General features: G+C 60.9%; 23 protein-coding genes and 2 tRNA genes. 8 read left to right on the forward strand and 17 right to left on the reverse strand.

Annotated elements, in window-relative coordinates:
- Window positions 1-158 precede the first annotated feature (158 nt).
- The 5 genes from EDF61_RS18020 to EDF61_RS18040 all read right to left on the reverse strand — a co-directional run bounded on the left by EDF61_RS18020 (window position 159) and on the right by EDF61_RS18040 (window position 4,816).
- Complete coding sequence (locus EDF61_RS18020; RefSeq protein WP_133835060.1) at window positions 159-404, reverse strand: hypothetical protein; 246 nt, start codon at window positions 402-404, stop codon at window positions 159-161.
- A 43-nt stretch (window positions 405-447) separates the two neighbouring features.
- Window positions 448-1,395 carry a 23S rRNA (guanosine(2251)-2'-O)-methyltransferase RlmB gene (rlmB, locus tag EDF61_RS18025; RefSeq protein WP_105658780.1) on the reverse strand — a complete coding sequence of 316 codons (948 nt, stop codon included), beginning with the start codon at window positions 1,393-1,395 and terminating at the stop codon, window positions 448-450.
- Between the two features lie 50 nt (window positions 1,396-1,445).
- Window positions 1,446-2,897 carry a cysteine--tRNA ligase gene (gene cysS, locus EDF61_RS18030; protein ID WP_133835061.1) on the reverse strand — a complete coding sequence of 484 codons (1,452 nt, stop codon included), beginning with the start codon at window positions 2,895-2,897 and terminating at the stop codon, window positions 1,446-1,448.
- Between the two features lie 87 nt (window positions 2,898-2,984).
- On the reverse strand, window positions 2,985-4,226 hold the full coding sequence (gene ispD, locus EDF61_RS18035; protein WP_133835062.1) for a 2-C-methyl-D-erythritol 4-phosphate cytidylyltransferase: 1,242 nt from the start codon (window positions 4,224-4,226) through the stop codon (window positions 2,985-2,987).
- 104 nt (window positions 4,227-4,330) lie between these two features.
- The gene (locus EDF61_RS18040; RefSeq protein ID WP_038993823.1) at window positions 4,331-4,816 is read right to left on the reverse strand and encodes a CarD family transcriptional regulator; all 486 of its coding nucleotides are present in this window, start codon (window positions 4,814-4,816) and stop codon (window positions 4,331-4,333) included.
- Between the two features lie 353 nt (window positions 4,817-5,169).
- Here EDF61_RS18040 and EDF61_RS18045 point away from each other — a divergent pair, with 353 nt between their 5' ends.
- Window positions 5,170-5,709 (forward strand): hypothetical protein, encoded by a 540-nt coding sequence (locus tag EDF61_RS18045; RefSeq protein WP_105658783.1) that lies wholly within the window; start codon window positions 5,170-5,172, stop codon window positions 5,707-5,709.
- A gap of 83 nt (window positions 5,710-5,792) precedes the next feature.
- Here EDF61_RS18045 and EDF61_RS18050 read toward each other — a convergent pair whose 3' ends face one another.
- A complete protein-coding gene (locus EDF61_RS18050) occupies window positions 5,793-6,473 on the reverse strand; it encodes a response regulator (RefSeq protein ID WP_105658784.1) in 681 nt (226 codons plus the stop codon).
- Window positions 6,470-7,684 (reverse strand): sensor histidine kinase, encoded by a 1,215-nt coding sequence (locus EDF61_RS18055; RefSeq protein ID WP_388024205.1) that lies wholly within the window; start codon window positions 7,682-7,684, stop codon window positions 6,470-6,472. The genes EDF61_RS18050 and EDF61_RS18055 overlap by 4 nt, the downstream gene beginning before the upstream one ends.
- A gap of 227 nt (window positions 7,685-7,911) precedes the next feature.
- Here EDF61_RS18055 and phoU point away from each other — a divergent pair, with 227 nt between their 5' ends.
- The gene (gene phoU, locus EDF61_RS18060; protein ID WP_133835063.1) at window positions 7,912-8,565 is read left to right on the forward strand and encodes a phosphate signaling complex protein PhoU; all 654 of its coding nucleotides are present in this window, start codon (window positions 7,912-7,914) and stop codon (window positions 8,563-8,565) included.
- A gap of 425 nt (window positions 8,566-8,990) precedes the next feature.
- On the opposite strand, the gene EDF61_RS18065 is transcribed toward phoU, so the two are convergent.
- From EDF61_RS18065 to EDF61_RS18080, 4 genes are all read right to left on the reverse strand, one after another.
- A complete protein-coding gene (locus EDF61_RS18065; RefSeq protein WP_038993831.1) occupies window positions 8,991-9,293 on the reverse strand; it encodes a DUF4193 domain-containing protein in 303 nt (100 codons plus the stop codon).
- A 198-nt stretch (window positions 9,294-9,491) separates the two neighbouring features.
- Window positions 9,492-10,238, reverse strand: coding sequence for a phosphoglyceromutase (locus EDF61_RS18070; protein WP_105658786.1), 747 nt, complete (start codon window positions 10,236-10,238; stop codon window positions 9,492-9,494).
- A 128-nt stretch (window positions 10,239-10,366) separates the two neighbouring features.
- Window positions 10,367-10,684, reverse strand: a complete 318-nt coding sequence (locus EDF61_RS18075; protein WP_105658787.1) for a DUF2516 family protein — start codon at window positions 10,682-10,684, stop codon at window positions 10,367-10,369.
- Between the two features lie 70 nt (window positions 10,685-10,754).
- A complete protein-coding gene (locus tag EDF61_RS18080) occupies window positions 10,755-11,912 on the reverse strand; it encodes a trans-sulfuration enzyme family protein (protein ID WP_133835064.1) in 1,158 nt (385 codons plus the stop codon).
- Window positions 11,913-12,059: 147 nt separating this feature from the next.
- On the opposite strand from EDF61_RS18080, the gene tmk reads away from it, so the two are divergent.
- The 5 genes from tmk (at window position 12,060) to EDF61_RS18105 (ending at window position 16,601) form a co-directional block, all read left to right on the forward strand.
- A complete protein-coding gene (gene tmk, locus EDF61_RS18085; protein ID WP_133835065.1) occupies window positions 12,060-12,713 on the forward strand; it encodes a dTMP kinase in 654 nt (217 codons plus the stop codon).
- Entirely contained in the window at window positions 12,710-13,864 is a 1,155-nt protein-coding gene (locus EDF61_RS18090; protein ID WP_133835066.1) for a DNA polymerase III subunit delta', read from the forward strand. The genes tmk and EDF61_RS18090 overlap by 4 nt, the downstream gene beginning before the upstream one ends.
- Window positions 13,865-13,887: 23 nt before the next feature.
- Window positions 13,888-15,423 (forward strand): alpha/beta hydrolase, encoded by a 1,536-nt coding sequence (locus EDF61_RS18095; RefSeq protein ID WP_286172348.1) that lies wholly within the window; start codon window positions 13,888-13,890, stop codon window positions 15,421-15,423.
- Window positions 15,424-15,505: 82 nt separating this feature from the next.
- Window positions 15,506-15,577, forward strand: a tRNA-Thr gene (locus EDF61_RS18100).
- Window positions 15,578-15,848: 271 nt separating this feature from the next.
- Window positions 15,849-16,601 (forward strand): YqjF family protein, encoded by a 753-nt coding sequence (locus tag EDF61_RS18105; protein WP_133835067.1) that lies wholly within the window; start codon window positions 15,849-15,851, stop codon window positions 16,599-16,601.
- Window positions 16,602-16,680: 79 nt separating this feature from the next.
- Here the strand turns inward: EDF61_RS18105 and EDF61_RS18110 are convergent, their stop codons facing one another.
- The 5 genes from EDF61_RS18110 to EDF61_RS18130 all read right to left on the reverse strand — a co-directional run bounded on the left by EDF61_RS18110 (window position 16,681) and on the right by EDF61_RS18130 (window position 21,710).
- Window positions 16,681-17,523, reverse strand: a complete 843-nt coding sequence (locus EDF61_RS18110; protein WP_133835068.1) for an aldo/keto reductase — start codon at window positions 17,521-17,523, stop codon at window positions 16,681-16,683.
- Between the two features lie 68 nt (window positions 17,524-17,591).
- Window positions 17,592-18,041 carry a hypothetical protein gene (locus EDF61_RS18115; protein WP_105662501.1) on the reverse strand — a complete coding sequence of 150 codons (450 nt, stop codon included), beginning with the start codon at window positions 18,039-18,041 and terminating at the stop codon, window positions 17,592-17,594.
- Between the two features lie 153 nt (window positions 18,042-18,194).
- Window positions 18,195-18,386 carry a YbdD/YjiX family protein gene (locus EDF61_RS18120; RefSeq protein WP_073707480.1) on the reverse strand — a complete coding sequence of 64 codons (192 nt, stop codon included), beginning with the start codon at window positions 18,384-18,386 and terminating at the stop codon, window positions 18,195-18,197.
- Window positions 18,387-18,388: 2 nt separating this feature from the next.
- The gene (locus tag EDF61_RS18125) at window positions 18,389-20,623 is read right to left on the reverse strand and encodes a carbon starvation CstA family protein (RefSeq protein ID WP_388024215.1); all 2,235 of its coding nucleotides are present in this window, start codon (window positions 20,621-20,623) and stop codon (window positions 18,389-18,391) included.
- Between the two features lie 109 nt (window positions 20,624-20,732).
- Entirely contained in the window at window positions 20,733-21,710 is a 978-nt protein-coding gene (locus EDF61_RS18130) for an NAD(P)H-quinone oxidoreductase (protein ID WP_166650880.1), read from the reverse strand.
- Window positions 21,711-21,772: 62 nt separating this feature from the next.
- Between EDF61_RS18130 and EDF61_RS18135 the strand changes: the two genes are divergently transcribed.
- Window positions 21,773-21,860, forward strand: a tRNA-Ser gene (locus EDF61_RS18135).
- Window positions 21,861-21,909: 49 nt separating this feature from the next.
- Here the strand turns inward: EDF61_RS18135 and EDF61_RS18140 are convergent.
- Complete coding sequence (locus EDF61_RS18140; protein WP_133835070.1) at window positions 21,910-23,925, reverse strand: FAD/NAD(P)-binding protein; 2,016 nt, start codon at window positions 23,923-23,925, stop codon at window positions 21,910-21,912.
- Window positions 23,926-23,939: the final 14 nt, after the last annotated feature.

Raw genomic sequence — 23,939 nt, forward strand, 5'->3', positions numbered from 1 at the left:
TGTTATGTATTCACCAAATAAAAATATTCGGTATCAACAAACTTGGCACACTATTGAGTTCTCAAACAACAAACACTCTCGACACCACAACCACCGATCCTTCGATGACTGCTTCGCTCCGGAGCAACTTTACAAGCTTACCACCAAGTTGACCGTTGTCAACTCGACATTTCAGTCTTGTTCACCCCGCCGTTTCCGTTTCGCCCTTTCAGGCTGTCCGGATCAGCGGCGCGAGATAAAACTCTACACGGGTTCAGCCACGACGCAAAATCGGCCAGTTTCCATGCTTTTCTGCGCAGAATCCCCGGAATCATGCGGATTCCCTGCGGTCCAAGGTGAATATCGGCTAAAAACAACGGAAAATTGTTGTTATGAAGCAGGTCACCCCAATGAAAAGGGGCCATAACTTGCCTTGGCAAGTTATGGCCCCTTCACGGTGCTTGGAGACTACTTGGACTGTCCAGCGCGCAAACGCGATACCTCGTAGAGCGAGATGCCAACAGCCATCGAAGCATTCAGCGATTCCATTGCCGAGTCGATTGGAATCGAAACGATGGCGTCGCAGTTTTCGCGGACCAGCCGGGACAGGCCCTTGCCTTCGGAACCAACCACGATGCACAGCGGGCCGGTAGCCAATTCGAAGTTCGGAAGCTCCATGTCGCCACCGGCGTCGAGGCCGATCACGAAAATGCCAGCAGCCTTGATTTCTTTCAGTGCGCTGGTCAGGTTGCTGCACTTGGCTACTGGTACGCGTACAGCTGCACCGGCGCTGGTCTTCCATGCCGAAGCGGTCATGCCGACGCTGCGGCGCTCTGGAATGATCACGCCGTCTGCGCCGAAGGCCGAAGCCGAACGGACAATCGCACCCAGGTTACGCGGGTCGGTGATGCCATCCAGTGCCAGGAACAGCGGCTGGGTCCGGGTGTATCCCTTGTCGAAGTCCTTGATGGCCTTGGTAGCCAGCTGGACTGCATCCTTGTATTCGTATGGCGGGATCTGCAGGGCCATGCCCTGGTGGATCGCGTCATCGGTCATGCGGTCGAGCTCGGGCTTGGATGCTTCCATCAGCGGGATGCCCAGCTCGGCAGCCAGCTTCAGGGATTCGCGGACGCGGTCATCGACGTCGATGCGGATGGCAACGTGCAGCGCCTTGGCAGGGATGCCGGCGCGCAGCGCCTCAACGACGGAGTTGCGGCCGGTGACGAATTCGGCGTTAACCTTGATGCGGTCGGTTCGGCGGCCGGTGCTGCGCTTGGCGGCCGAGCGCTCAGAGAGCTGCTTGGCACGGTAAGCCTTGTGGTACGGGCGGTCCTCCGCTTTGGGGGTCGGGCCCTTGCCCTCGAGGGAACGACGTCCCTTGCCACCACTACCCTTGGTTGGGCCCTTTTTGTTCATTGGTTCATGTCCTTTAGTTTTGAGTTCGTTGGTGCCGCGCGTGTTCGCGACTAGTTGTCCAGAGTCCAGCGAGCGCCATCGGCCGAGTCCGCCACGGTAATGCCAGCGGATGCCAGCGCATCGCGGATGGCGTCGGAGCGTGCCCAGTCCTTGGCAGCGCGTGCTTCGGCGCGTTCAGCCAACTGGGCCTGGATCAGCTGATCCAGGGCTGCGTGCTCTGCAGAAGATTTCGAGCTTTCATTGCTGCCGGCATCATCCAGGCCCAATACCTGGGTCATGGCCAAGACCTGGCCCAAGGCCTTGGCAGTGGCAGCGTCGTCACGGCTATCCAAGGATGCATTGCCCAGCCGCACGGTTTCATGCAGCGCGGCCAGCGCCATTGGAACGTTCAGGTCATCATCCATCGCGGTGCCGAAAGCTTCCGGAACCCCGGTGGCCACGATCGACTCGGCGACGGCACCCAGGCGGTAGCGCGCGTTGGAGATGAAGGTGTCGATGCGTTCGACCGCTGCCCCCGCTTCGGTCAGCGAGTCCGGGCGGTAGTCGAGCATCGAACGGTACTGCGCCTGGCCCAGGAAGTAGCGCACCACGCGGGCGTCGGCCAGCGCGAGCATTTCTTCCGGGGAAATGGTGTTCCCAATGGACTTGGACATCTTCTCACCCTCATAGGTGACCATGCCGTTGTGCATCCAGAAGTTTGCAAAGCCGTGGCCAGCCGCGTTGGACTGGGCCATTTCGTTCTCGTGGTGCGGGAAGCGCAGATCCAGTCCGCCGCCATGGATGTCGAATTCGCTGCCCAGGTACTTGCCAGCCATCGCCGAGCACTCAAGGTGCCAGCCCGGGCGGCCGCGTCCCCAGGGGCTTGGCCAGGAAGCGGTCAACGGATCGGTGCCCTTGTAGCCCTTCCACAGCGCGAAGTCGCGTGGATCCTTCTTGCCGCGCGGATCCGAATCCGGCGCGTCCTGCATATCTTCGATCTTCTGGCGGGTCAGTGCGCCGTACTGCTCATAGGAGCGCACGTCGAAATAGACATCTCCGGAGCTGTCGGCCGCCGGGTAGGCATGACCGCGTTCGATCAGCTGTGCAACCAGCTCATGCATTTCGGTGATGTGGCCGGTCGCGCGGGGCTCGTAAGTCGGGCGTTGGACACCCAGAGCCTCGTAGGCCCGTGCGAATTCCTGCTCGAAGCGGTACGCCAGGGCGAACCATTCTTCGCGCGGCTTGTAATGGGCATCCGCCTCGAAGTCCTCGGCGAAGGATTTCGCCGACTTCTCCAGGATCTTGTCATCGATGTCGGTCACGTTGCGGACGGTGGTGACGGCAAAGCCGCGGTATTCGAGCCAGCGCACCAACAGGTCGAAGACAATGGCGCTGCGGACGTGGCCCACGTGCGGCATGCCCTGCACGGTGGCGCCACAGTAGTACAGCTTGACTTCGCCTTCCGCCAATGGCTGGAAGTCGCGTACGGATGCTGTTTTGGTGTCATAGAATCGCAGGCTCACGCCTTTAAGGTTATCCGATGGATGCACCCTTTGTACTTCACTTGTGACACTCTCGATGATCGAAGCCCCGCGGTTGCGCCAAGGGGCCTAGCCCGATACCGGGTAGACCAGTGCGGTGGCATAGGCTGTCACGCCCTTGCCTTCCCCCTCGTAGCCCAGCCCGTCGCTGGTGGTCGCAATGACGCTGACTGGGGCGCCGATAGCCTCGCTCAGCACTTTGCTGGCTTCTTCGCGGCGCGCGGCAAAGCGCGGGCGGCGGCCAACGAACTGCACCGCGACATTGCCGATTTCGAATCCCGCCTCCCGCACCAGGCGCGCGGCTTCTGCAATCAGGCTCACACCGCTGGCCCCGGCGAATTCCGGTCGGTCCACCCCGAAGTGCGTGCCCAGATCGCCAATGCCCGCCGCGGAGAACAGCGCATCGCAGGCCGCGTGCGCTACCGCGTCGCCATCGGAGTGGCCCGAAAGCCCGGTGTCTTCCGGGAAGTGCAGTCCTGCCAGCCACATTTCGCGAGTCGGGTCTTCGCTGACCGCGTGAACATCGATGCCGTTGCCGACTCGTGGCAGGATCATGGTTTCTTCCTTTGCGCTTGGGGTGGCCGCGGGCTGGTTCGCCGCGAGCTTGCCTGCCGCGTCGAGATCTCCGGGATAGGTGACCTTCATGGCTTGCTGCGATCCCGGCACCACATGGACTTCGGCTCCGAAAGCCCGCACGATCGACGCGTCGTCGGTAACCTTCTCCAGTTCTGCCTCGGTGCAGCCATCCAGTTGGGCATGGGCATCGCGCAACAGCTGCGCGTCAAAGCCCTGCGGGGTTTGCACCGCGCGCAGGATGGAACGTGCCGGGGTTTCCTTAATGATTTCGTGCTCGCCGGCGGCATCGAGCTCCACCACGCAGATGGTGTCGGTGACGTTCAACGCCGGGATGACGGCGTTGCACTGCTCGTCGGCCAGAGCGCCAAGCACTTGTTCATGCAGCTTCGCCGGGGCAAAAGCACGGGCGGCGTCATGGACCAGAATGTTGGTGGCGGCGGAACTGGCTACAGCCAAGCCGGCACGGACCGACGCGGCGCGGCTGGCGCCACCGGGCACGGTGCGCACCTTGTCCCCGTACTGCGCCATGGCCGCGGCCAGGCGTTCGTCCTGCGGCGGGGTAACCACGATGATTTCGGTGATCTGCGGAATTCCCAGCGCCCGGTCCACGGCATGTTCAGCCAGGGATTTTCCGGCCACCTGGACCATCGCTTTGGGAAGGCCAGCGCCGAGGCGGGTTCCCATTCCAGCAGCCACGAGGATCAGGCTTGAGTTATGCACTTCGTTTTGCTTCACAGCGCCCAGCTTATCGTGCCGCGCGGTTCGGCCTTGGCCGCTTTAACGCCAAAAGCCGTGAAACGCTTGGGAGCGTTTCACGGCGATGCGTTACCGGAACGGGGCTAGGCCGAAGCCAGAACCTCGTCCAAGAGGCCTTCTGCCTTGGCCTCGTCCAGATCCTTGGCCAAGGCCAATTCACTGATCAATACCTGGCGAGCTTTTGCCAGCATGCGCTTTTCGCCTGCCGACAGACCACGGTCATTTTCTCGGCGCCACAAGTCGCGGACTACTTCTGCAACCTTGATGACATCGCCGGAAGCGAGCTTCTCGACATTTGCCTTGTAGCGGCGCGACCAGTTGGTCGGCTCTTCGGTAAATTCAGCACGAAGGACATCGAACACATGGTCCAAGCCTTCCTGACCTACCACGTCACGTACGCCAACAAGATCAACGTTCTCAGCAGGAACCTCGATGGTCAGGTCGCCCTGAGCCACCTTGAGCTTGAGATACATTTTCTCTTCGCCCTTGATCTTGCGCATCTTGATCTCTTCGATCATCGCGGCACCGTGGTGCGGGTAGACAACAGTCTCGCCAACCTCAAAAACCATGTGGATAAACCCCTTTCCCACGCCCTAGTCTACCATGTTTGCTATTCCGGATCCTGCGACTGTGCCCCATATAACCGCGAATTCACGCGGAAATGCCTCTTCCACTTGCAAGAGAAACATGCTATGAAGAAGGTAGGGCAGTCGACTGCGCACCAACCCCCTTCCCCGCATCGGTTGTCTACAACTTGTCGAAATGCGTGTGTTGCACGTCGCTAAATCGCGTCTTTGCGTGAAAAACAGCTAGGCTTAGAGGTAATCGTGGTCCAATTTTCGATTGCGCCTGCCCTAGGTGCATTCGATTAAGCAGACCACGAACCGAAGCAACTCATTTTTCTCACCGAGGAGTTAGTGTCGTGATCACCGCACGCATGACCGCTGGACGTCGCATTGCCGCGTCCCTCGCTGTGGCTGCCCTGGCATTCGGTGTCACCAGCTGTGGCGCCATCAACGAGCAGGCCACCAACACCGACTACGCCGCCAGCGATGGCGTCAACGTCGATGTCGCAGACGCAAAGGTCCGCAACCTGATGTTCGTCACCAACAGCGACGACACTGAAGCCCGCCTGATCGGCTCCGTAGTCAACGCCGGCGATTCCGCGCTGACCCTGTCGGTCAAGGCTGACAACGCAGCACCTGTCTCCATCCAGGTTCCTGCAGACGGCACCATCAAGCTTGAAGAAGACAAGAACCAGCAGATCATCAAGAACATGGGCATCGCAGCTGGCGAACACGCCGACTCGGTCTTCACCGTTGCCGGTGAGAACGTGGAATTCAGCGTTCCAGTTGTCGATGGCACCCTGGCTGAATACCGCGACTTCGTACCAGGCGGTGCTGACCAGTCGGTTACCGAGCACCTGATTCCAGAAGAGACCCACTCCACTTCGGGCCACTAAGCTTCGCGCAAGACAAAACAAGAGCCTCTGGCAGAATCGAAAGATTCTGCTCGAGGCTCTTGCCGTATCCGGGCTCTTTGGCTTTAGACCACGAACTTGTAGCCCAGCCCGCGCACGGTCACCAGGCGTTCGGGCACCGCCGGGTCGACCTCGATCTTGGAGCGCAGGCGCTTGACGTGCACATCCAAAGTCTTGGTGTCCCCCACGTAGTCGCTGCCCCAGACGCGGTCAATCAGCTGGCCTCGGGTGAGCACTCGACCGGCGTTGCGCAACAGCATTTCCAGCAGCTCGAATTCCTTCAGCGGCATGGATACCTCGGTGTTGTCGACCGAGACCACGTGGCGTTCCACGTCCATTCGCACCGGACCGGCGGTGACCACATTGCTGATCAGTTCTTCGCCTTCGCCCTGGCGGCGCAGCACAGCACGGATGCGGGCCAGCAATTCGCGGGAGGAGTACGGCTTGGTGACGTAGTCGTCGGCGCCGAGCTCCAGGCCGACGACCTTATCGATCTCCGAGTCCTTTGCGGTGAGCATGATGACCGGTACCTGGCTGTTCAGGCGGATCTGGCGGATCACCTCGGTTCCGGGCTGGCCCGGGAGCATCAGATCCAGCAGCACCAGGTCTGCGCCATGGCGTTCGAACTCGGTCACGGCCTTCAGGCCGTCGTCGGCGATCCGGACTTCGAAACCTTCGCGTTCCAGCAGGTAGGACAGCGGGTCAGAGAGCGATTCCTCGTCCTCAACGATCAATATGCGGGTCATCGGCGTCCTCCTTCACGATCGGACGCATTCGTCTCGATCGTTCGTTCCTTCATCGTCTGGCCGGCAAGCACATTGCTGGTCGCCGGTTCTTCGTCCGCTAGGGGAAGTCTTAGGGTAAATGTGGATCCGTGGCCCGGCTGCGACCACAGCGACACTTCGCCGCCGTGGTTGGCCAGCACGTGCTTGACGATGCTCAGCCCCAGGCCCGTGCCCCCGGTCTGCCTCGAACGTGCGGAGTCCACGCGGTAGAAGCGCTCGAAAACGCGTTCCTGCTCTTCGGCCGAAATCCCGGGTCCCTGGTCGGTGACCGAGATCTGCGCATAGCCATCACGCTGCCGGATGCCCACGCCTACCGTGGTGTTCTCCGGGGAGTAGCGGATGGCATTATCGATCAGGTTGCGGATCGCAGTCATCAGCAGGTCCGCATCGCCCAGGATCGGCTCCTCGAGATGTCCGCCTACGGTAATGGCGATACCCTTTTCCTCGGCAATCAGGTGGCTGCGGTCAACTGCCTCGGCCACGACGCTGTCGATATTCACTTCCTGGCCCTGCACGATGGCATCGGATGCCTGCAGGCGGGAGAGCTCGATAATGTCCTGGACCAGGGCGGCCAGGCGCCGCGATTCCTTGTCCATCCGGGTGGAGAAGCGGCGTACCGCCTTGGGGTCATCGGCAGCCTCGGTAATGGCCTCGGCCAGCAGGCCGATCGCGCCGACCGGAGTCTTCAGCTCGTGGGAAACGTTGGCCACGAAGTCGTTGCGCATCGCTTCGGTACGGGTGATTTCGGTACGGTCGTCGGCCAGCAGGAGAATGTACTCGTCGCCCAGCGGTGCCACGCGCACATGGACAATCAGCTGCCCGGCACCCAGCGTGGAGCGTTGCAGCTCGTACTGGCTTTCGGCAATCACGCCGTCGGCGCGAACCTGCCGCACCAGCGAGAGCAGTTCGTTGTGGACGAGCGTGTGTCCTCGCACCAGTCCGTAGGCATAGGAAGCGGGGTTGGCCCGGACCACCCCGTCGACGTCATCAAGGATCACGAAGGCGCGTCCAATGACCGACAGGACGGCGGCGGCTCCCTCGGGGAGCACGGGTTCGTCGACCTGTGGCAGCTTCGAGGAGCGGTTCTGGGAAAGCCGGAAGGCGATGACGCCAACGATCCCCAGAGCCAGGCCGAGGACGCCGGCTATAAGAGTCGAGATCACTTCGTTCACATCTTTAGACTAGCTTCACCTTTGGGTGGCACCGGCCCTAAATGACGTGATTTAGTCGATTTCGGCGCGCTGTTCACCAAACGTTCACCTTTCGTGGCATATTCGTTAATCACCCGCTGACAAGCTGGAGCAAGACCCTCCACCATGCCACAAAACTGTTTCGGGGCGGTTGGCTGCCACGGCAGTCCACCATCCGGCATGGATACCGACACTCGAAAGGAACTGCTGTGCGTAAGGTATTTCAAGCAGACCTGCAGCAAATTGGCGAAGAACTCATTGAGATGGCCAACCAGGTCGCAACCGCAATGGATCGAGCTTGGGATTCGCTAGCCAACGTCGACGTCGACCTGGCCCAGGAAGTCATCGCAGCGGACGCGAAGATCGACTTCCTGCAGAACCAGCTCGATGAGCGCGCTATCGATACTTTGGCTTTGCAGGGACCGGTAGCCAGCGATCTGCGCATGATCGTCGGTTCGCTGCGCATGAGTGCTTCGCTGGAGCGCATGGGCGACTTGGCACGCCACTTGGCGCAGCTGGCCCGCCTGCGCTTCCCCAACCCGGCAATCCCAGCCAGGATTTCCGACACCTTTGCCCAGATGGCAAAGATCGATATTGACATCGCCAAGGCCGTTGCGCGTTTGCTCGACACCCGCGATCTGCAGATCGCTACCGAAATTATCGAGCTGAACCACCAGCTGGATCGCTTGCACTCCAGCGTCTTCACCCTGGTCGCGGCCGACGACTGGGATGCCAATGCACCCACCACCGTGGACGTATCGCTGACCAGCCGCTACCTTGAGCGCTTCGGCGATCATGGTGTGTCCGTAGCTCGCAAGGTCACCTATCTGGTGACCGGCGAATGGGACCCCACCGAGATCTAGGTCCGCGGACCTAAGCTATAAGGCTGCGCCTTGGCGCCTGCCATCCGGTACCACCGGATGGCAGGCGCCATTTTTGCTCTCCAGCTCATTCAGCACTGAAACTGGGTGTCCGGGGTCCGGGAAGCCTTCGCATCGCGGCGCGAACTGGGTACCGTGCCGTGGCCCGCGACCCCGTTGGCATGGCAGTGCTGCGCCTCGTCCGGCCATGCAGCTCCACGCGCTCCCGGTGAGCGCACATCCAGCCATTGCCCCGGCAGGATGCCAGCGGACGCACGACGCAGCGCTGGGCACCCCAGGGACCGCCGTTGGAGTCCGGTCCCATCCGGGGAATCCAGCCCGTTAAACCAGCAGAGGGCAGTCCACCGATCGGTGGACTGCCCTCGCAGGTTGTTGGCGCGCAAGTGGCGCCAGCGTCTAGCGGGCTTCTAGCCTTCGCACTCGACGCAGAAGCCTACATTGCCCTCTTCGCGCACCAGCTGCGAACGGTGGCGAATCAAGAAGCACGAGCCGCAAATGAACTCGTCGTCTTTCTGCGGAATGACCGTAACGGTCAATTCCTCGTTGGATAGATCCGCACCTGGCAGATCCATGCCATCGGTGTGGTCGGTCTCGTCGAGCTCGCGCACCACCGACTTGGCGTCCGGTGCGTTTGCGGACTTCACCGCATCCAGAGAAGCCTTACGTGCCTCAGCAACGTCTGGGCGGACTTCATCGTAATCAGTTGCCACGAATTGCATTCCTAACGTGAGCCATTGAGCCTATTCGAAATAGGAGATTACAGCATACTAATGCCAAAAATACAATCGTGCGCAGTTGTTTCGCTCACAGCCGGATGCTTGGCGTTACCTCGGCGTTAACAAGCGGACGGCGGCATCGCGAACTACTGGCGAGTAGCCAGCAGCCCCGATGCCGCCGAAAAGCGTGTCCTACTTGCGGCCTTGGTTGGCAACGGCCTTGATGGCGTCCGCAGCGGCTGCTGGATCCAGGTAGGTTCCGCCCTTGGTGATTGGCTGGAAGTTGTCATCCAGCTCATAGACCAGCGGGATGCCGGTTGGGATGTTCAGGCCAGCAATGTCTTCATCGCTGATGCCATCCAGGTGCTTGACCAGCGCACGCAGCGAGTTGCCGTGGGCGGTGACCATGACGGTCTTGCCTGCCGACAGGTCGGCCTTGATGTTGTTCTCCCAGTAGGGAAGCATGCGATCCAGCACGTCCTTGAGGCACTCGGTGCGTGGGGCGGAGTCGCCCAATGCCGCATAGCGCTCGTCGTTGATCTGGCTGAACTCCGAGGAATCATCCAGTGCTGGTGGCGGGGTGTCGTAGCTGCGACGCCATTCCATGAACTGCTCTTCGCCGAACTCGGCCAAGGTCTGCGCCTTGTCCTTGCCCTGCAGCGCACCGTAGTGGCGCTCGTTCAGGCGCCAGTCGCGGTTCACCGGGATCCACGAACGGCCAGCGGCTTCCAGGGCCAGGTTCGCGGTAACAATGGCGCGGGTCAGCAAGGAGGTGTGAAGCACCTCCGGCTTGTAGCCAGCTTCGGTCAGCAGCTGGCCGCCGCGGGCAGCTTCAGCACGGCCCTTCTCGGTCAGCGATACGTCGTACCAACCGGTGAACAGGTTCTTTTCGTTCCATTCGCTCTGTCCGTGGCGAAGCAAAATCAAAGTGTGGCTCATGTAATCCATCCTAACCAATGCGCAAGCCTGCTCGTGCGAAAGTTAAGGCCCGTGATTAAAGTGCGAAGACCTGCAGTCCGCCAAGATGCGGATGCAGGTCTTCGGGAAAACTTGGTGCCTTGGCACGCCTAGTAGTTGTACCAGCCGCCGCCTTTGCCGCTGACGGCAGGCTTGACGTCCGCGAGGTACACGCAGGCGATGCAGGCGCCGATCAGCTGCAGGAAGCCGATTCCGCCCTGGCTGAAGATGCCGAGCAGTGCCACGGCGGTGCTGGCGACGGTCAGTCCAAGCCAGAACCCCTTGGTGCGCTTGCCTTCCTGGGCGAAACGATCTGCGCCATGACGCAGGCAATCAACCAAAGCCCAGACGGCGAGCGCAACGATGACAATGCTCAAAGCGATCATCATGTAGTACTCGATTATTTGGGCCATGCGCAACATGTTCATGCTTGTACTCTACCTTTTTGGCGCAAATGATGGGCGCTGTGCCACGCGCGGAAATCAGCGCCCGCGGGCATCAAAGCCGGTCCAGCGCTTGCTGCAGATCGGCCCAGAGGTCTTCCACCTCTTCAATGCCTACTGATAGTCGGATCAGGCTGGCCGGGACGCTGGCCGGCTCCGAAGCGTGGCGGGCCCGGCGCTCGGCCAGGGACTCCACGCCTCCAAGCGAGGTGGCGCCGGTGATGAGCTTGAAGGCTTCCAGTACCCGGTCCGCTTCTTCGGCGGCGCTTCCCGCTTCAAAGGCGATCACCGACCCGAACCCGCCCATGAGTTCCGCAGCGCGTGCGTGGCCCGGGTCGTTGGGCAGTCCCGGGTAGCGTACGGCCTGCACCTTGGGATGTGCCGCGAGGCGTTCTGCCAGCACCTGGCTGTTTGACTGCGAACGCTGAAGGCGCACGGCCATGGTGCGCACCCCGCGTAATGCGAGGAAGGTATCCATCGGGCCGGCGATCGCGCCGTGCAAGGTCCGGTACCCGTGCAGGCGGCTGTGGAGCTGCTCGTCGCTGGTGACCAGCGCGCCCATGATCACGTCCGAGTGGCCCGACAGGTACTTGGTCACCGAGTGCACTACAAGGTCGGCACCGTGGACCAGCGGCTGCTGGAGCAGTGGGGTGGCAAAGGTGTTATCCACGATGCTCACGACGTTCTTCGCTTTGGCGGCAGCCAGCAGGGTCGGCAGGTCGGCGACTTCCAGCATCGGGTTGGTTGGCGATTCCACCCAGAGCACATCGGCCCCCTCCAAGGCAGCGAGCACTTCTTCGGTGTTGGCAATATCCACCGGGCGAATGCGCAGCCGTCCCGCCTCTTGCAGCTCTGCGCTCAACGCCAGCGAACCGTTATAGGAATGCTGCGGCATCACCAGCACGCCGGCCTCTGGCACGATGCTCAGTGCGGCGGCAATAGCTGCCATGCCCGAGGAGAACACCAGGGCAGGCAGCGTTGCCGCTTCGAGCTGGCCCAGTACTTCTTCAAACGGATCCCAGGTCGGATTGGAGAAGCGCGCATATACGCGTTCACCCGGCACCGCCTGGCCTTTGGAGTGGTAGGTCGAGGTGAAGGTCACCGGGTGGTTGACTGGAGCATCGTAGCCATGGGCCGGACGCCCACCGGCAACGAGCAAAGTTTTCGGATCCCAGGCCGGATTGGCGCCTGATTCTGCGGTGCGGGGGTTCATGGAAAAAACTCTACGCTTCCTTTGACGCTGCCAGCCGGTGGATTTCACTACATTTCATCTGACTGATCCACCACACTGGGTGCATTTTCGTTGCACATCCTGCCGTTGCAACGCACATCTTTAAATGTCCTTGGATAGGCTAGTGGGGTGAGTATCGAATCGAGTACCCCAACCCGTGGCTTGTTCATCGTTTTTGAAGGCGGTGACGGCGCTGGGAAGTCCACGCAGGTCGCCCTGGCCCAGCAGTGGCTGGAGTCCCGTGGCGCCAAGGTCACCACTACCCGTGAGCCAGGCGGAACCCAGATCAGCGAAGAGCTGCGTTCCTTGGTGCTCGAACACGGCCACGGCGAGATCGATGCCCGTACCGAGGCCCTGATTTACTCGGCGGCGCGTGCCGCCCATGTCCAGCAGGTCATCTCCCCCGCGCTGGAAGCCGGCACCCACATCATCTGCGACCGATTCGTTGATTCCTCGCTGGCTTACCAGGGCATGGGCCGCGCCCTCGGCTTTGATGCCGTCGCATCGATCAACGACTTCGCCACCGGCGGACTGAAGCCGGATGCCACCATCATTCTTGATATCTCCGCCGCGCAGGGACGTGCCCGGCGCATTGCGGCCAGCGGCGGCGTGGAGGATTCGGATCGCTTGGAATCCGAGCCGGATGATTTCCATGAACGCATCCGCAACGCCTTCCTCGACTTGGCGGCCCGTGATCCGCAGCGCTATCTGGTCCTGGATGCCACCGCCAGCGTGGAGCAGCTGCACCAGTCGGTTGCGCAGCATTTGGCAGGCTTGCTGTGACCCGGCCAGTCTTCGCAGAACTTGCCGGGCAGGAACGTGTCATTGCCACGTTGACCGCTGAGGTTGATCGCGGCAACCCGACCCATGCCTGGCTGGTCACCGGTCCCCCGGGTTCGGGCCGTACCACCGCGGCGCGGGCTTTCGCGGCGGCTTTGCAGTGCACCCAGGCCCCGGCCGGCTGCGGGCAGTGCGCCAACTGCAAAATGGTCATGAATTCGGAGCACCCGGATGTGTCTTTCGTATCCACCGACAAATTCGAGTACCAGATTGCTGACGTCCGCCATCTGATTACCCGTGCACAGGAAAGTGCTGGCACCGGCCGCTGGCGCATCATCATCATCGAAGATGCCGACCGCATGTCCGAGCGCAGCACCAACGTGCTGCTCAAGGCCATTGAAGAACCGCCCGCCAAGATGATCTGGATCCTGAGCGCCCCGTCTCCTGCAGATGTTCTGGTGACCATTCGATCACGGTGCCGCGCGATAAATCTCTCCGTGCCGTCCACCCAGGATGTTGCGGATCTTCTGGTGCGCCGTGACGGGCTGGAACCGGAACAGGCGCTGTTCGCTGCCCGTGTCTCGCAGTCCCACATTGGCGTAGCCCGTTTGCTGGCCCGTGACGAGCAAGCACGCATCCAGCGTGAAAAAGTCGTTACCCTGCCGTTGCGCACCACCACCTTGCCGCAGGCGATGGCCGCTGCCGCAGAAATTTCCAAACTGGCCAGCGAGCGTGCCGAGAACATTACCGGCACCGATCTGCAGAACAAGATTGCCCAGCTGCGCCACGCCAACGGCTTGGGCCCAGAGGAGAACATCCCCGCTGGATTGCGTGGACAGTTCAAGGCGCTGGAGGATGATGCCAAGCGATTCGCTCGGCGTGCGGCTTTCGATGCCTTGGACCGTACCCTGACAGACCTGACCACATTCTTCCGCGATGTTTTGAGCATCCAGCTGAATACCGGAATTGAGCTGATCAACGAGCACCTGCGCGAGAAGCTCGAACGTTTCGCAGCGGAACAGTCCAGCGAGAAGTCCTTGGCCCAGCTTGATGCCATCAATGAAACGCGCAGCCGCTTGGCTGCCAACGTCAACCAGCTCATGGCCCTGGAAGCACTCATGACCCGTTTGCTGCCGCAGCCGGGACGCCGTTAACCCATCACAAGGAGACACTAAAAGTGCCTGCACGCTCACCGATGATGCGCTTGGCCGCAGTGGGGACCGCTCTGGCTTTGACCCTGGCCGGCTGCTCTTCCACTACAGCGGATTCGCAGTCCGGCGCATCGGATGCGTCGCAGTCCGCGCCCAACGCCAGTACGCCGCAAGGATTGGAATCCTTCTACAGCCAAGACCTCGATTGGGAAGAATGCGGCAGCATCATCGAATGCGCCACCATAGAGGTTCCGCTGGACTATGCCGATCCCGAAGGCGAGAGCATTGATCTGGCGTTGAACCGCCGCGCAGTGGACGGAGCGACAGGCAATCTGCTGGTAAACCCCGGCGGCCCAGGCGGATCCGGCCTGGATCTGGTGGCGTCCTCGGTACCAGGCATGTTCAGCGCTGACCTGCAGCGCGCCTACAACGTCATCGGATTCGATCCGCGAGGCGTGGGAGAAAGCTCCCCGGTCACCTGCCAAAGCGGTGCCGAGACCGATGAGGGACGCCAGGAAAACCTGCGGGCTTGGGTTCCTGAAGACCAGGACGAAATTGTCGAGGATACCGAGGACTACGCAGCTGACTGCGCGTCCAATACCGGCAATCTCCTAGGCCACGTCGATACCGTTTCGGCAGCGAAGGACATGGACGTGATCCGTGCTGTGCTCGGTGATGCACAGCTGGACTACCTCGGTTTCTCCTATGGAACCTTCCTCGGAGCAACCTACGCTGATTTGTTCCCTCGGAATGTGGGTCGCTTCGTACTCGATGGCGCCATGGATCCAACCAGCACAGCTTCGGACCTCACCTTGGCCCAGGCCGTTGGCTTCGAGAAGGAGATCGACGCGTGGCTCGCCAATTGCCTTGAAAGCGGTGAGTGCCCGTTCACTGGAACCGTTGAAGAGGCCAAGGTGCAGCTGCAGCAGTTCTTTGCGCAGGTGGAGAACGAACCAATGACTGCCAGCGACGGGCGTGCAGTGCCGATCATCGACTTCATCAACGGCTTCATCTTGCCGCTGTATGACGATTCCAGCTGGCCCATTTTGACCGATGCGACGAACGCTGCCGTCAACGACGCGGATGTGGATATGATCCTCGGCTTCGCGGATCTCTCGGCGGACCGCGAGGGCGACGGCACGTATGCATCGAATTCCACCGATGCTTTCACCGCCATCAATTGCCTGGACCGTCCAATGGACGCCAGTCCAGAAGCGATGCAGGCCGAAGCAACAGAGTTGATGCGTGCGGCCCCGACCTTGGGCAAGTATCTCGCCTACGGCGGCATCACCTGCGAGGCCTGGGACCACGACGCCACTGGCAAGCCTGAGGTCCTCGACGCGGAAGGCTCGAATGAGATCCTCGTCATTGGCACCGTCGGCGATCCAGCTACCCCCTACGCATGGTCTGAGGCATTGGCGCAGCAGCTGGATAACGCGACCCTGCTGACCTATGAAGGCCATGGCCACACCGCATATGGACGCTCCAATGAATGCATTACCAAAGCGGTGGATGAGTACCTGATTGACGGCAAAGTCCCCGAAGTCGGCACCCGGTGCTGATTGGGCTTGATGATGTCGTCGCCGTTTTGACGTTCAGACAATTCCTCGGATAAAGTGACGTGGTGCCTGTTTGCAGGTACAGGCCTCCTTAGCTCAGGGGTAGAGCAGCTCCCTCGTAAAGAGCAGGTCGCCGGTTCAAATCCGGCAGGGGGCTCGTTGTGAAGAAAACCCCGGAATCGCGCTTGCCGCATGATTCCGGGGTTTTCGCAATTTTCAATGGATTTTCATGACTGGTCCCGGGGTCTTCGATTCCCACGCAGTCCATTCTTATCCCGCATCTTGCCCAACGGCGCTTTTGGATATTCAATTAGGCCAGAGCCGGCAAACGATTCTTCACTCCGCGATCAGCAGATCATCGATCCCGGTTCGCGACCGGCAATAGCGGTATAAGCCTTCGACAGCAATTTCCAAGGAATTCCAAACTGATGCAATCCTTGCAGTACTCCCCTGAACCGCCATCGCTAGGCGGCAACGCGATCATGCGCCAACGGTGGAGCGAAGTAGCGTTCCTGCATTGGCGGGTTAGCCCGGATGAGGTGGCGCCGTACATGCCCGAAGGATGCCGGCCAGATATTGTCGACGGCAGCGCTTGGGTGGGCCTCGTCGCTTTCCAGATGTCGCGCAGTGCGTTCTTCTCCGGTCCTGCGATTCCGTGGTTGGGTGACTTCCCGGAGATCAATGTGCGCCTCTATTCCGTTGACAATCAAGGACGCCGCGCAGTGGTATTCCTGAACCTTGAAGCATCACGCCTGCTACCTGTGCTCATGGCGCGGGCAGTCTTCGGGTTGAAGTACCAGTGGTCGTCCATGAAGATCCTGAAGAAGGCCGGCACGATCAGCTATGCAACACGGCGCATCGGAAATCCGAGCGCACGTTCCCGCATCGTCGTGCGTCCGGTAGAAGCTTCTGCCAGTGCCGATCCAATTACCCCGGGTTCGCAGACCGCCATCGCGCTATCGGCACAGTGGGCGTTCCACCAGCGGCATCTTGGGCGCACCTTGCACTGCCGGAACCACCATGAACCGTGGCCGCTGCAACCTGCACAACTCGTTGAATTCGACGATGGCCTGCTGCGTGCCGCCGGTTTCGCCACTCTCGCTGATCGAGCTCCTGACTCGGTTCTGTACGCCGAAGGCGTCGATACGCTGTTCGCTGGACCAACCGTACTGGACTGCTAGAGGCCAGGCACAAGGCAGTTGCGGCAGAAGGCTCCCGGTTTCGGAAGAAACCGGCAGCCTTCTGTTCTGCCTAGGTTCTTTACTCGAAGTCGGCGGTTGCCGGGTCAGCCGAGATACGGCCTTCCGCTCCGCGGTCCAGGGTAGCGATGGCAGCCAGATCTTCTTCGTCCAGCTTCACGTTCAGCGATTCGAAGTTCTCGACGATGCGCGATTCGGTGGTCGACTTCGGGATGACCACGTTGCCTACCGCCAGATGCCACGCGATGACTACCTGCGCCACCGATGCTTCATGCTTCTTGGCGATCCCCACCAGCACTGGGTCGCTGAGCAGTTCGCCGCCGTGGCCCAGCGGGGACCAGGACTGGTGCAGGATGCCGTGCTCGGCCTCGTAGGCGCGCAGCTCGCCCTGCGGGAAGTACGGATGGGTTTCGACCTGGTTGATCACCGGGCGGACGCCGGTTTCGGTGTAGAGCTCTTCCAGTGCTTCCTTGGTGAAGTTGCAAACGCCGATGGACTTGGCCTTGCCGTCCTTCTGCAGCTGGATCAGTGCCTTCCACGTATCCACGTAGGTGCCGCGCTTGGGCTGCAGCCAGTGGATCAGGTACAGGTCGACGTATTCCAGGCCGAGCCGTTCCAGCGAGGCATCCGCTGCGGCGAGGGTCTTCTCGAAACCCTGGTCCGAGTTCCAGACCTTGGTGGTGATGAAGAGGTCTTCGCGTGGCACGGTGCTGGCTGCAACTGCGCGGCCGACGCCAGCTTCGTTGCCATAGATGCGTGCGGTGTCGATGTGGCGGTAGCCGGCGTCGATGGCCTGGCCAACGACTGCTTCCGCGTCCTCGTCGGCGACCTTCCAGACGCCATAGCCAAGCTGGTCGATGGTGTTTCCGTCAAGGAACTTCAGTTCAGGAATTGTTTGGGTCATGCAACTAATTTAGTCCACTGATGCGCCCTGCGCGGTGGAACACCACGCGAGCGATCGGGAAAACCCAATTATTCGCTGGAAGCGAGCAATTGCACGGCCCGGCTGACGTCTTCTTTCACCAGCATGGCACGATGGCGCACGGCTTCGATATCGATCGGCTTGCCGGCTTCGGCCTGCATGCGCATCATCGCTACGACCTGTGCGGTCGTCGCCAAATCGTTGGCGGCCTTAGTCAGCGAACGATGCGCCGCAGAGGTCAGCTGCGGGATCGTGTCGTCATTGCTCGGGGTGATCCGATGCGCCGCACAGCAAAGCTGGCGCACGGTCGGCAACAGCACAGCCATCTCATTGGCTTCTCGGACCAGCTGGTTGTAAACCTGGTCATCGTTGATGCCCTCTACCACCTGGAAGACCCGGTCCAATGACCGCTGGAAACGGTCATGGGCGCGACGCCAGACGCCCTCGCCAAGTTCGCGAGCAGCAGCACGCTCAGCGCGCAGTCGTGAAAAGAACGCCATTACACTTCTCTGCCGGTGGATTCCGATGAATTACTGGTTCTAGCCTACCGGGATCACCGCAGTGTTCCCGGCAGCGGGGTCGACATAAAACGAAACCGGCCGCGAGCCCCATCCGCTTTCGCCAATGGTTCTCACGGCCGGTACCAGTCGCGTTCAGCAGCAACGCCCTTCAGGATTCTTTTCCTGCCAGTCGGTGTAGTCCTTCCAGAATTCGCGCTCGGTCATTGGCTTGGCGCCAGGATGATTGCGTTCATGGTGTTCCAGGTAGTGTTGGTACTTGTCGGCACCGAGCACCCCGTCGACAAACTTCTTGGCTTGCCCAAGGCGTTCCAAAAGCGTCGCCATGGCTAGTGGCCGCCTCGCTGGACTTGGGCTTCGGCAGGGATTTGCTTCCAAGCCTTTTCAAGTTCCTTTTCGGCAGGCGACGAGATCAAGCCGGCGGGTGCGTACATCTTCGATGGCACGGCAGGATCCTCGGTGCTGTTGCCACCACCGCTCTGCTTGGCCTTGGCGGTTGCGACAACCGCCGAAACCAGCACGATGGCGGTCAGTACCAGGAAGACCACGGACAGCCAGCCCTGGACACCGGTGTTGCGGACCACGGCCTCCATGGCTTCGACGCTGCCCGCCGAGCCGAGGGAAGTCTCGCCATTGGCCAGAGCTTCCTTGTAGGCGTTATGGTTGGCGAAGTAGCCCACCTTGGTATCTGCGGAGAAGATCTTCTGCCAGCTCGCGACGAAGGTGATCACCACGGTGAAGGCCAGCGGCAGAGCCACGACCCACAGGTACTTGAAGTTGTTCTGCTTGGCGATGATGGTCATCACCACGGCCAGCGCTATCGCAGCCAGCAGCTGATTGGCGATGCCGAACAGCGGGAAGAAGGTGTTGATGCCGCCCAGTGGATCTGTCACGCCGAGGATCAGGATGTAGCCCCAGCCGGCAACCATGATCAACGTGCACAGCCACACGCCCGGACGCCACGAGGTGTCCTTGAACTTCGGGAAGAAGTTGCCGATGGTGTCCTGCAGCATGAAGCGTGCAACACGGGTACCGGCGTCAACCGCGGTCAGGATGAACAGTGCTTCGAACATGATCGCGAAGTGGTACCAGAAGCCCATCATCGCGGTGCCGCCGAACCACTGGTGCATGATGTGCGCAATGCCCACAGCCAGGGTCGGAGCGCCACCGGTACGCGAGACAACCGAGCTCTCGCCCACGTTATTGGCAAGTTCGGTCAGCTGGTTTGGATCCAGGCTAACGCCGGCCAAACCCAGCGAGTTCACGAATGCCGCCGCGGTTTCCACCGTGCCACCGGTAGCGGCAGCCGAAGAGTTCATCGCGAAGTAGATGCCGCGGTCGATGGAAATCGCTGCAACCAGCGCCATGATGGCCACCATGGATTCCATGAGCATGCCGCCGTAGCCCAGGAAGCGGGTTTGCTTTTCCTTCTCGACCAGCTTCGGCGTGGTGCCCGAGGCGATCAGTGCGTGGAAGCCCGACAGCGCACCGCAGGCAATGGTCACGAACAGGAATGGGAAGATGTGCCCGGCAACGACCGGGCCATCGGCACGGCCAGCGAACTCGGAGAAGGCCGGAACATCGATTTCCGGGCGGACGACGATGATCGCCACGGCCAGCAGGCCGATGACGCCGATCTTCATGAACGTCGACAGATAGTCGCGAGGAGCCAGCAGCAGCCATACCGGGAGCACCGCGGCGATGATGCCGTAGATGATGATGGCCCAGGCGATGGTGGTGCGATCCAGGTGGAAGAACTCGGCACCCCACGCAGACTCGGCAATCCAGCGGCCGGAAATGATCGCGAACATCAGCAGCACGAAGCCGATGATGGAGATTTCCAGGACCTTGCCCGGGCGGATGAACCGCAGGTAGATGCCCATGAACAAGGCGATAGGGATGGTCAGGCCCACCGAGTAGACACCCCACGCGGATTCGCCCAGTGCATTGACGACCACCAGCGCCAAGATGGCGGTAATGATGATCATGATAGCCAGGGTGGCGATCAGGGCAGCGGTGCCGCCGATCAGGCCCAGCTCTTCGCGGGCCATCTGGCCCAGCGAGCGTCCGCCACGGCGCATGGAGAAGAACATGACGAGATAGTCCTGGACCGCTCCGGCCAGCACCACGCCCACGATAATCCAGATGGTGCCAGGCAAATAGCCCATCTGCGCTGCGAGGATCGGTCCAACCAGCGGACCGGCGCCTGCGATGGCGGCGAAGTGGTGGCCGAAGAGCACGCGGCGATCGGTGGGAACGAAGTCACGGCCGTTATTGACCGATTCGGCCGGGGTGGCCCGGAAATCATCGGGTTTGGCGATCTTGCGCTCGATGAACTTCGAATAGAAGCGGTAGGCAATCAGGTAGGTCGCAACAGCGGCGAAGACGAACCAGATGGCATTGATGGTTTCCCCGCGCGAGAAGGCGAGAATCGACCATGCGATTCCGCCAACCAGCGCGATGGCAACCCAGATGGCGATCTTGGCGGGGGTCCAACGCTTTTCTTCGCGTTCGGCAACCTCAGGATCGACACCCGCTGGTGGCAAGGTATTTTGGGTACTCAAATCGAGCAACCTCCTAGGAACAGTGCAAGTGATGTGCGCGACCAGCGGTTATTAGGCTAGTCACGCATTAATGACTACTGAGTCACCTTACAACTGGTTTCCCGCTGCTTTAAACCTCTATGACAACTTTTCCCGTATGTTCACCGGAATCGAAGTATTCGTGGGCAGCGGCCAGCTCCGGGAATCCAAAGGCCTTGGTGACGTTCAGTGCCAGTTTCCCCTGTTCCAGCAGCGGCATCACGCGGGTGATGGTCTGGCGAACGATCTCCGCCTTCTCATGCAGCGGGCGGGAACGCAAAGTTGTGCCGATGATCCGCGCCCGCTTGCTCATCAGCAGGCCCAAGTTCAGTTCTCCCTTGGCTCCGCCTTGCAGTCCGATGACTACCATCCGTCCGCCGACGGCGAGCGCCTTGACGTTCTCCCCCAGGTATTTGGCGCCCACGACATCCAGGATCAGATCCACGCCCCTGGCGTCGGTCAGTTCCTTGACGCATGCAGAAAAGTCCTCTTCCCGGTAGTTGATCCCCTCGTCGGCGCCGAGGGCACGGCAGTAGTCCAATTTCTCTGCCGAGGAGGCGGTGACGATGACGCGGGCGCCAGCGGCCTTGGCGAGCTGTATGGCCATGGAGCCGATGCCGCCGGCTCCGCCATGGATCAACAGCGTCTGGTCTTGGCCCAGTCCGCCTTCGATGAAGAGGTTGGAGACCACGGTGGCGGCGACTTCCGGCAACCCGGCGGCTTCGATGCTCGAAACCGTTCCAGGGATTTCGATGAGCAGTTCTGCCGGAACATTGACGTACTGCGCATACCCGCCAGCAGCGAGCAGGGCGGCAACTCGCGCTCCGGGTTTCCATCCGCTGACGCCATCGCCGATCTCCACGATGCTGCCCGAGACTTCCAGCCCGGGGATATCGCTGGCTCCGGGAGGTGGCGGATACACTCCCTTGCGCTGCTGCACATCCGCGCGGTTCAGTCCGAAGGCCTCGACCTTGACCAGCACTTCCCCAGCTGCGGGGACCGGCATTGGCCGTTGGACCAGTTCAAGGACTTCTGGCCCACCGGCACGGTTGTAGATATAGGCGTTCATAACGTCGTTCATAGCCTTCAATTCCTTTCAACAGGGGTTCATGCCGTATACTTTTTCGGGTTGGATGGTTGTCCGAGCGGCCGAAGGAGCTGGTCTTGAAAACCAGTAGGCGGCAACCCCGTCTCATGGGTTCAAATCCCATACCATCCGCGCTTTTCGAGTTTGGCGGGCTGATCCATGGATCAGCCCGCCAAACTGCTTAGTGCTGCTCCGCGCTTAATCTTTCGTTGGCGATCAGCCCCGCCAGGCGAGCCACTTCGTTCACTACGTTGGCTGCGTCTTGCAAGGTTCGGGCCGCGGGGTGGCGCAGGTCGCCCGCTTGCGCGGCAATAGCGGTCCCCCACTGCGCTGATGACAATTGCAATCCCAGCACGAATAGCCCGCGGTGCGCCAGCCCATCGCTGTTGACCAGACGGTATGGTTCACCGACCACGTCGAAACCGGATCCAGGCAGGCTTTCGCCTTCCGTGTTCTTCCAAGTGTGCACGCGCGCTACGTGATCTCCCAAGAGCTGCTTTATCAGCGCCGCGTTATTTTGCAGCACGCGGTTACTGGGCATCATCGCTTCGCACATGGTCTTCGCAGTGTGCACCTCCGCATCTACCCAGGGCGAGGATGCGGTGAATTGCTCGGAAACCTCGTCGAAGCCGAACTCCGGGTCCGGACCAAGGAAGGTTACTATCCCGGCGCGCGAAAGCGCCAGCAGCTGTTCAATGCGTTCCAGCGGCGGGCCTGAGGACAGTCCTTCGACCAGTGGCTCGAAGTGCGCTTGGATTTCTTCAATGCGCGACTGCTCGTCGATCACGCCGGAAGCAATCAGCTCCTTGACCAGCATGCGTCCGGCATTCATCGTCATGATGGCGCATGACAACGGGTCTTCTAGCCCGCCGGTGCTGTGCCGGGCATTGCCCACGAGGTAGTCGCGTACTGCCTGCTGGTATTGCTCATCGGAGCTGAACCCGAGTTCTTCAAATGGCCTTGCCAGCTTTGGCACATCGAGCCACTGCAATTGCGGGAACTGCCCGACGAACTTGCGCAGTTCGCTAAGCCACACTTGGCTTCCTTCATGGTGCTCCGCAGAGAGGATCGCTTCGAGCTGATCAACGAATTCTCGCTCATCGAGGCCTTCCGGGGCACCATGCGCGCGAGCGCAGGTGCTGTAGTAGGCGAACAAGATGTCCCGGTGCAGTTTGGGCCAAATATGGCGTGAGAACACCAAGGAGGAGGCAGGGTTGGTGGCGCGTGCTTCGGCAAGGCTCCCGATGAGTTCCGGAGCGTCGAAGTAGCGTAGTTCAATTTCATCAGGAATGAACTGCTCCACTACTGGCTTGCCCCAGTAGGGGGTACCTCGGCGCGAAGCTACGATCAGTGCCGGCTCCCGGCCTGAGCCGATGTACTGCAGGCGATGCCCCGGCTCGGTGCCGGCTTCACGGAAAATCCCGCCGCGGCCTGCCGTCAGCTCGGCCATGCCGTCAAAGAAATTCAAGCCCAACCCGCGGATCAACGCAGGCTGGCCCTCCTTGAACTGGGAGTAGTCGAGGTCCGCTGGAACATTCGGTGGCAGGTAGGTGGCCCCGGCTTGGGAGGCAGCTTCCTTGAGCTGCTTCTGCCATGGGTTCAGTTCTGCCGGCTGGTGGCCCAAGGCCAGCACCACAGCGTCAGCGGCCAGCTGACGGGTTTCGGCACCCTCCAGGTTACTGCGGAAATCGATCTGATAGGCGTTGCCGACGGGGCGGACCGCAACGACTTCTGCGGCTACATGTTCGATGCTGAAATTCTCGTGGGTGGCAAGTATCGCTGCGCTGCGCTCATACACGTGCTCGAGGTACTCGCCATAGATTGCGCGTGACGGATAGGAGCCAGGTTCAATTTGCCCGATCAGCTTGGCATGCTCATCGGTGAGCTTGCGTCCATCGCCGCGCAGTGCGACGAACTGGCGAAAGCTCAACCCCGGTTCATCGCCCAACCGTTCGGGGGCCACTGTCGGAAATGATGACGGGGTGTTCATCAGGAAATGCTCCGACTGTTTCGGGTTCCACACGTGGCCGGAGCCCGGAGGGAACGGATCAAAGACCGTAACTTTCAGAACGGTGCCTTGGGCCGGGAGTTTCAACGCCAAGTTAGCGAGTCTTTCAACCACGCTCGTGCCGCGTGGGCCTGCCCCGACAAGGGCCAGGCTGAACTCGTTCTTTGGTTTTGCTATCTCGCTGTTCACTCCTCTAGGTTATT

The sequence above is a fragment of the Arthrobacter sp. JUb115 genome (genome assembly GCF_004365035.1).
Classification (GTDB): Bacteria; Actinomycetota; Actinomycetes; order Actinomycetales; family Micrococcaceae; genus Glutamicibacter.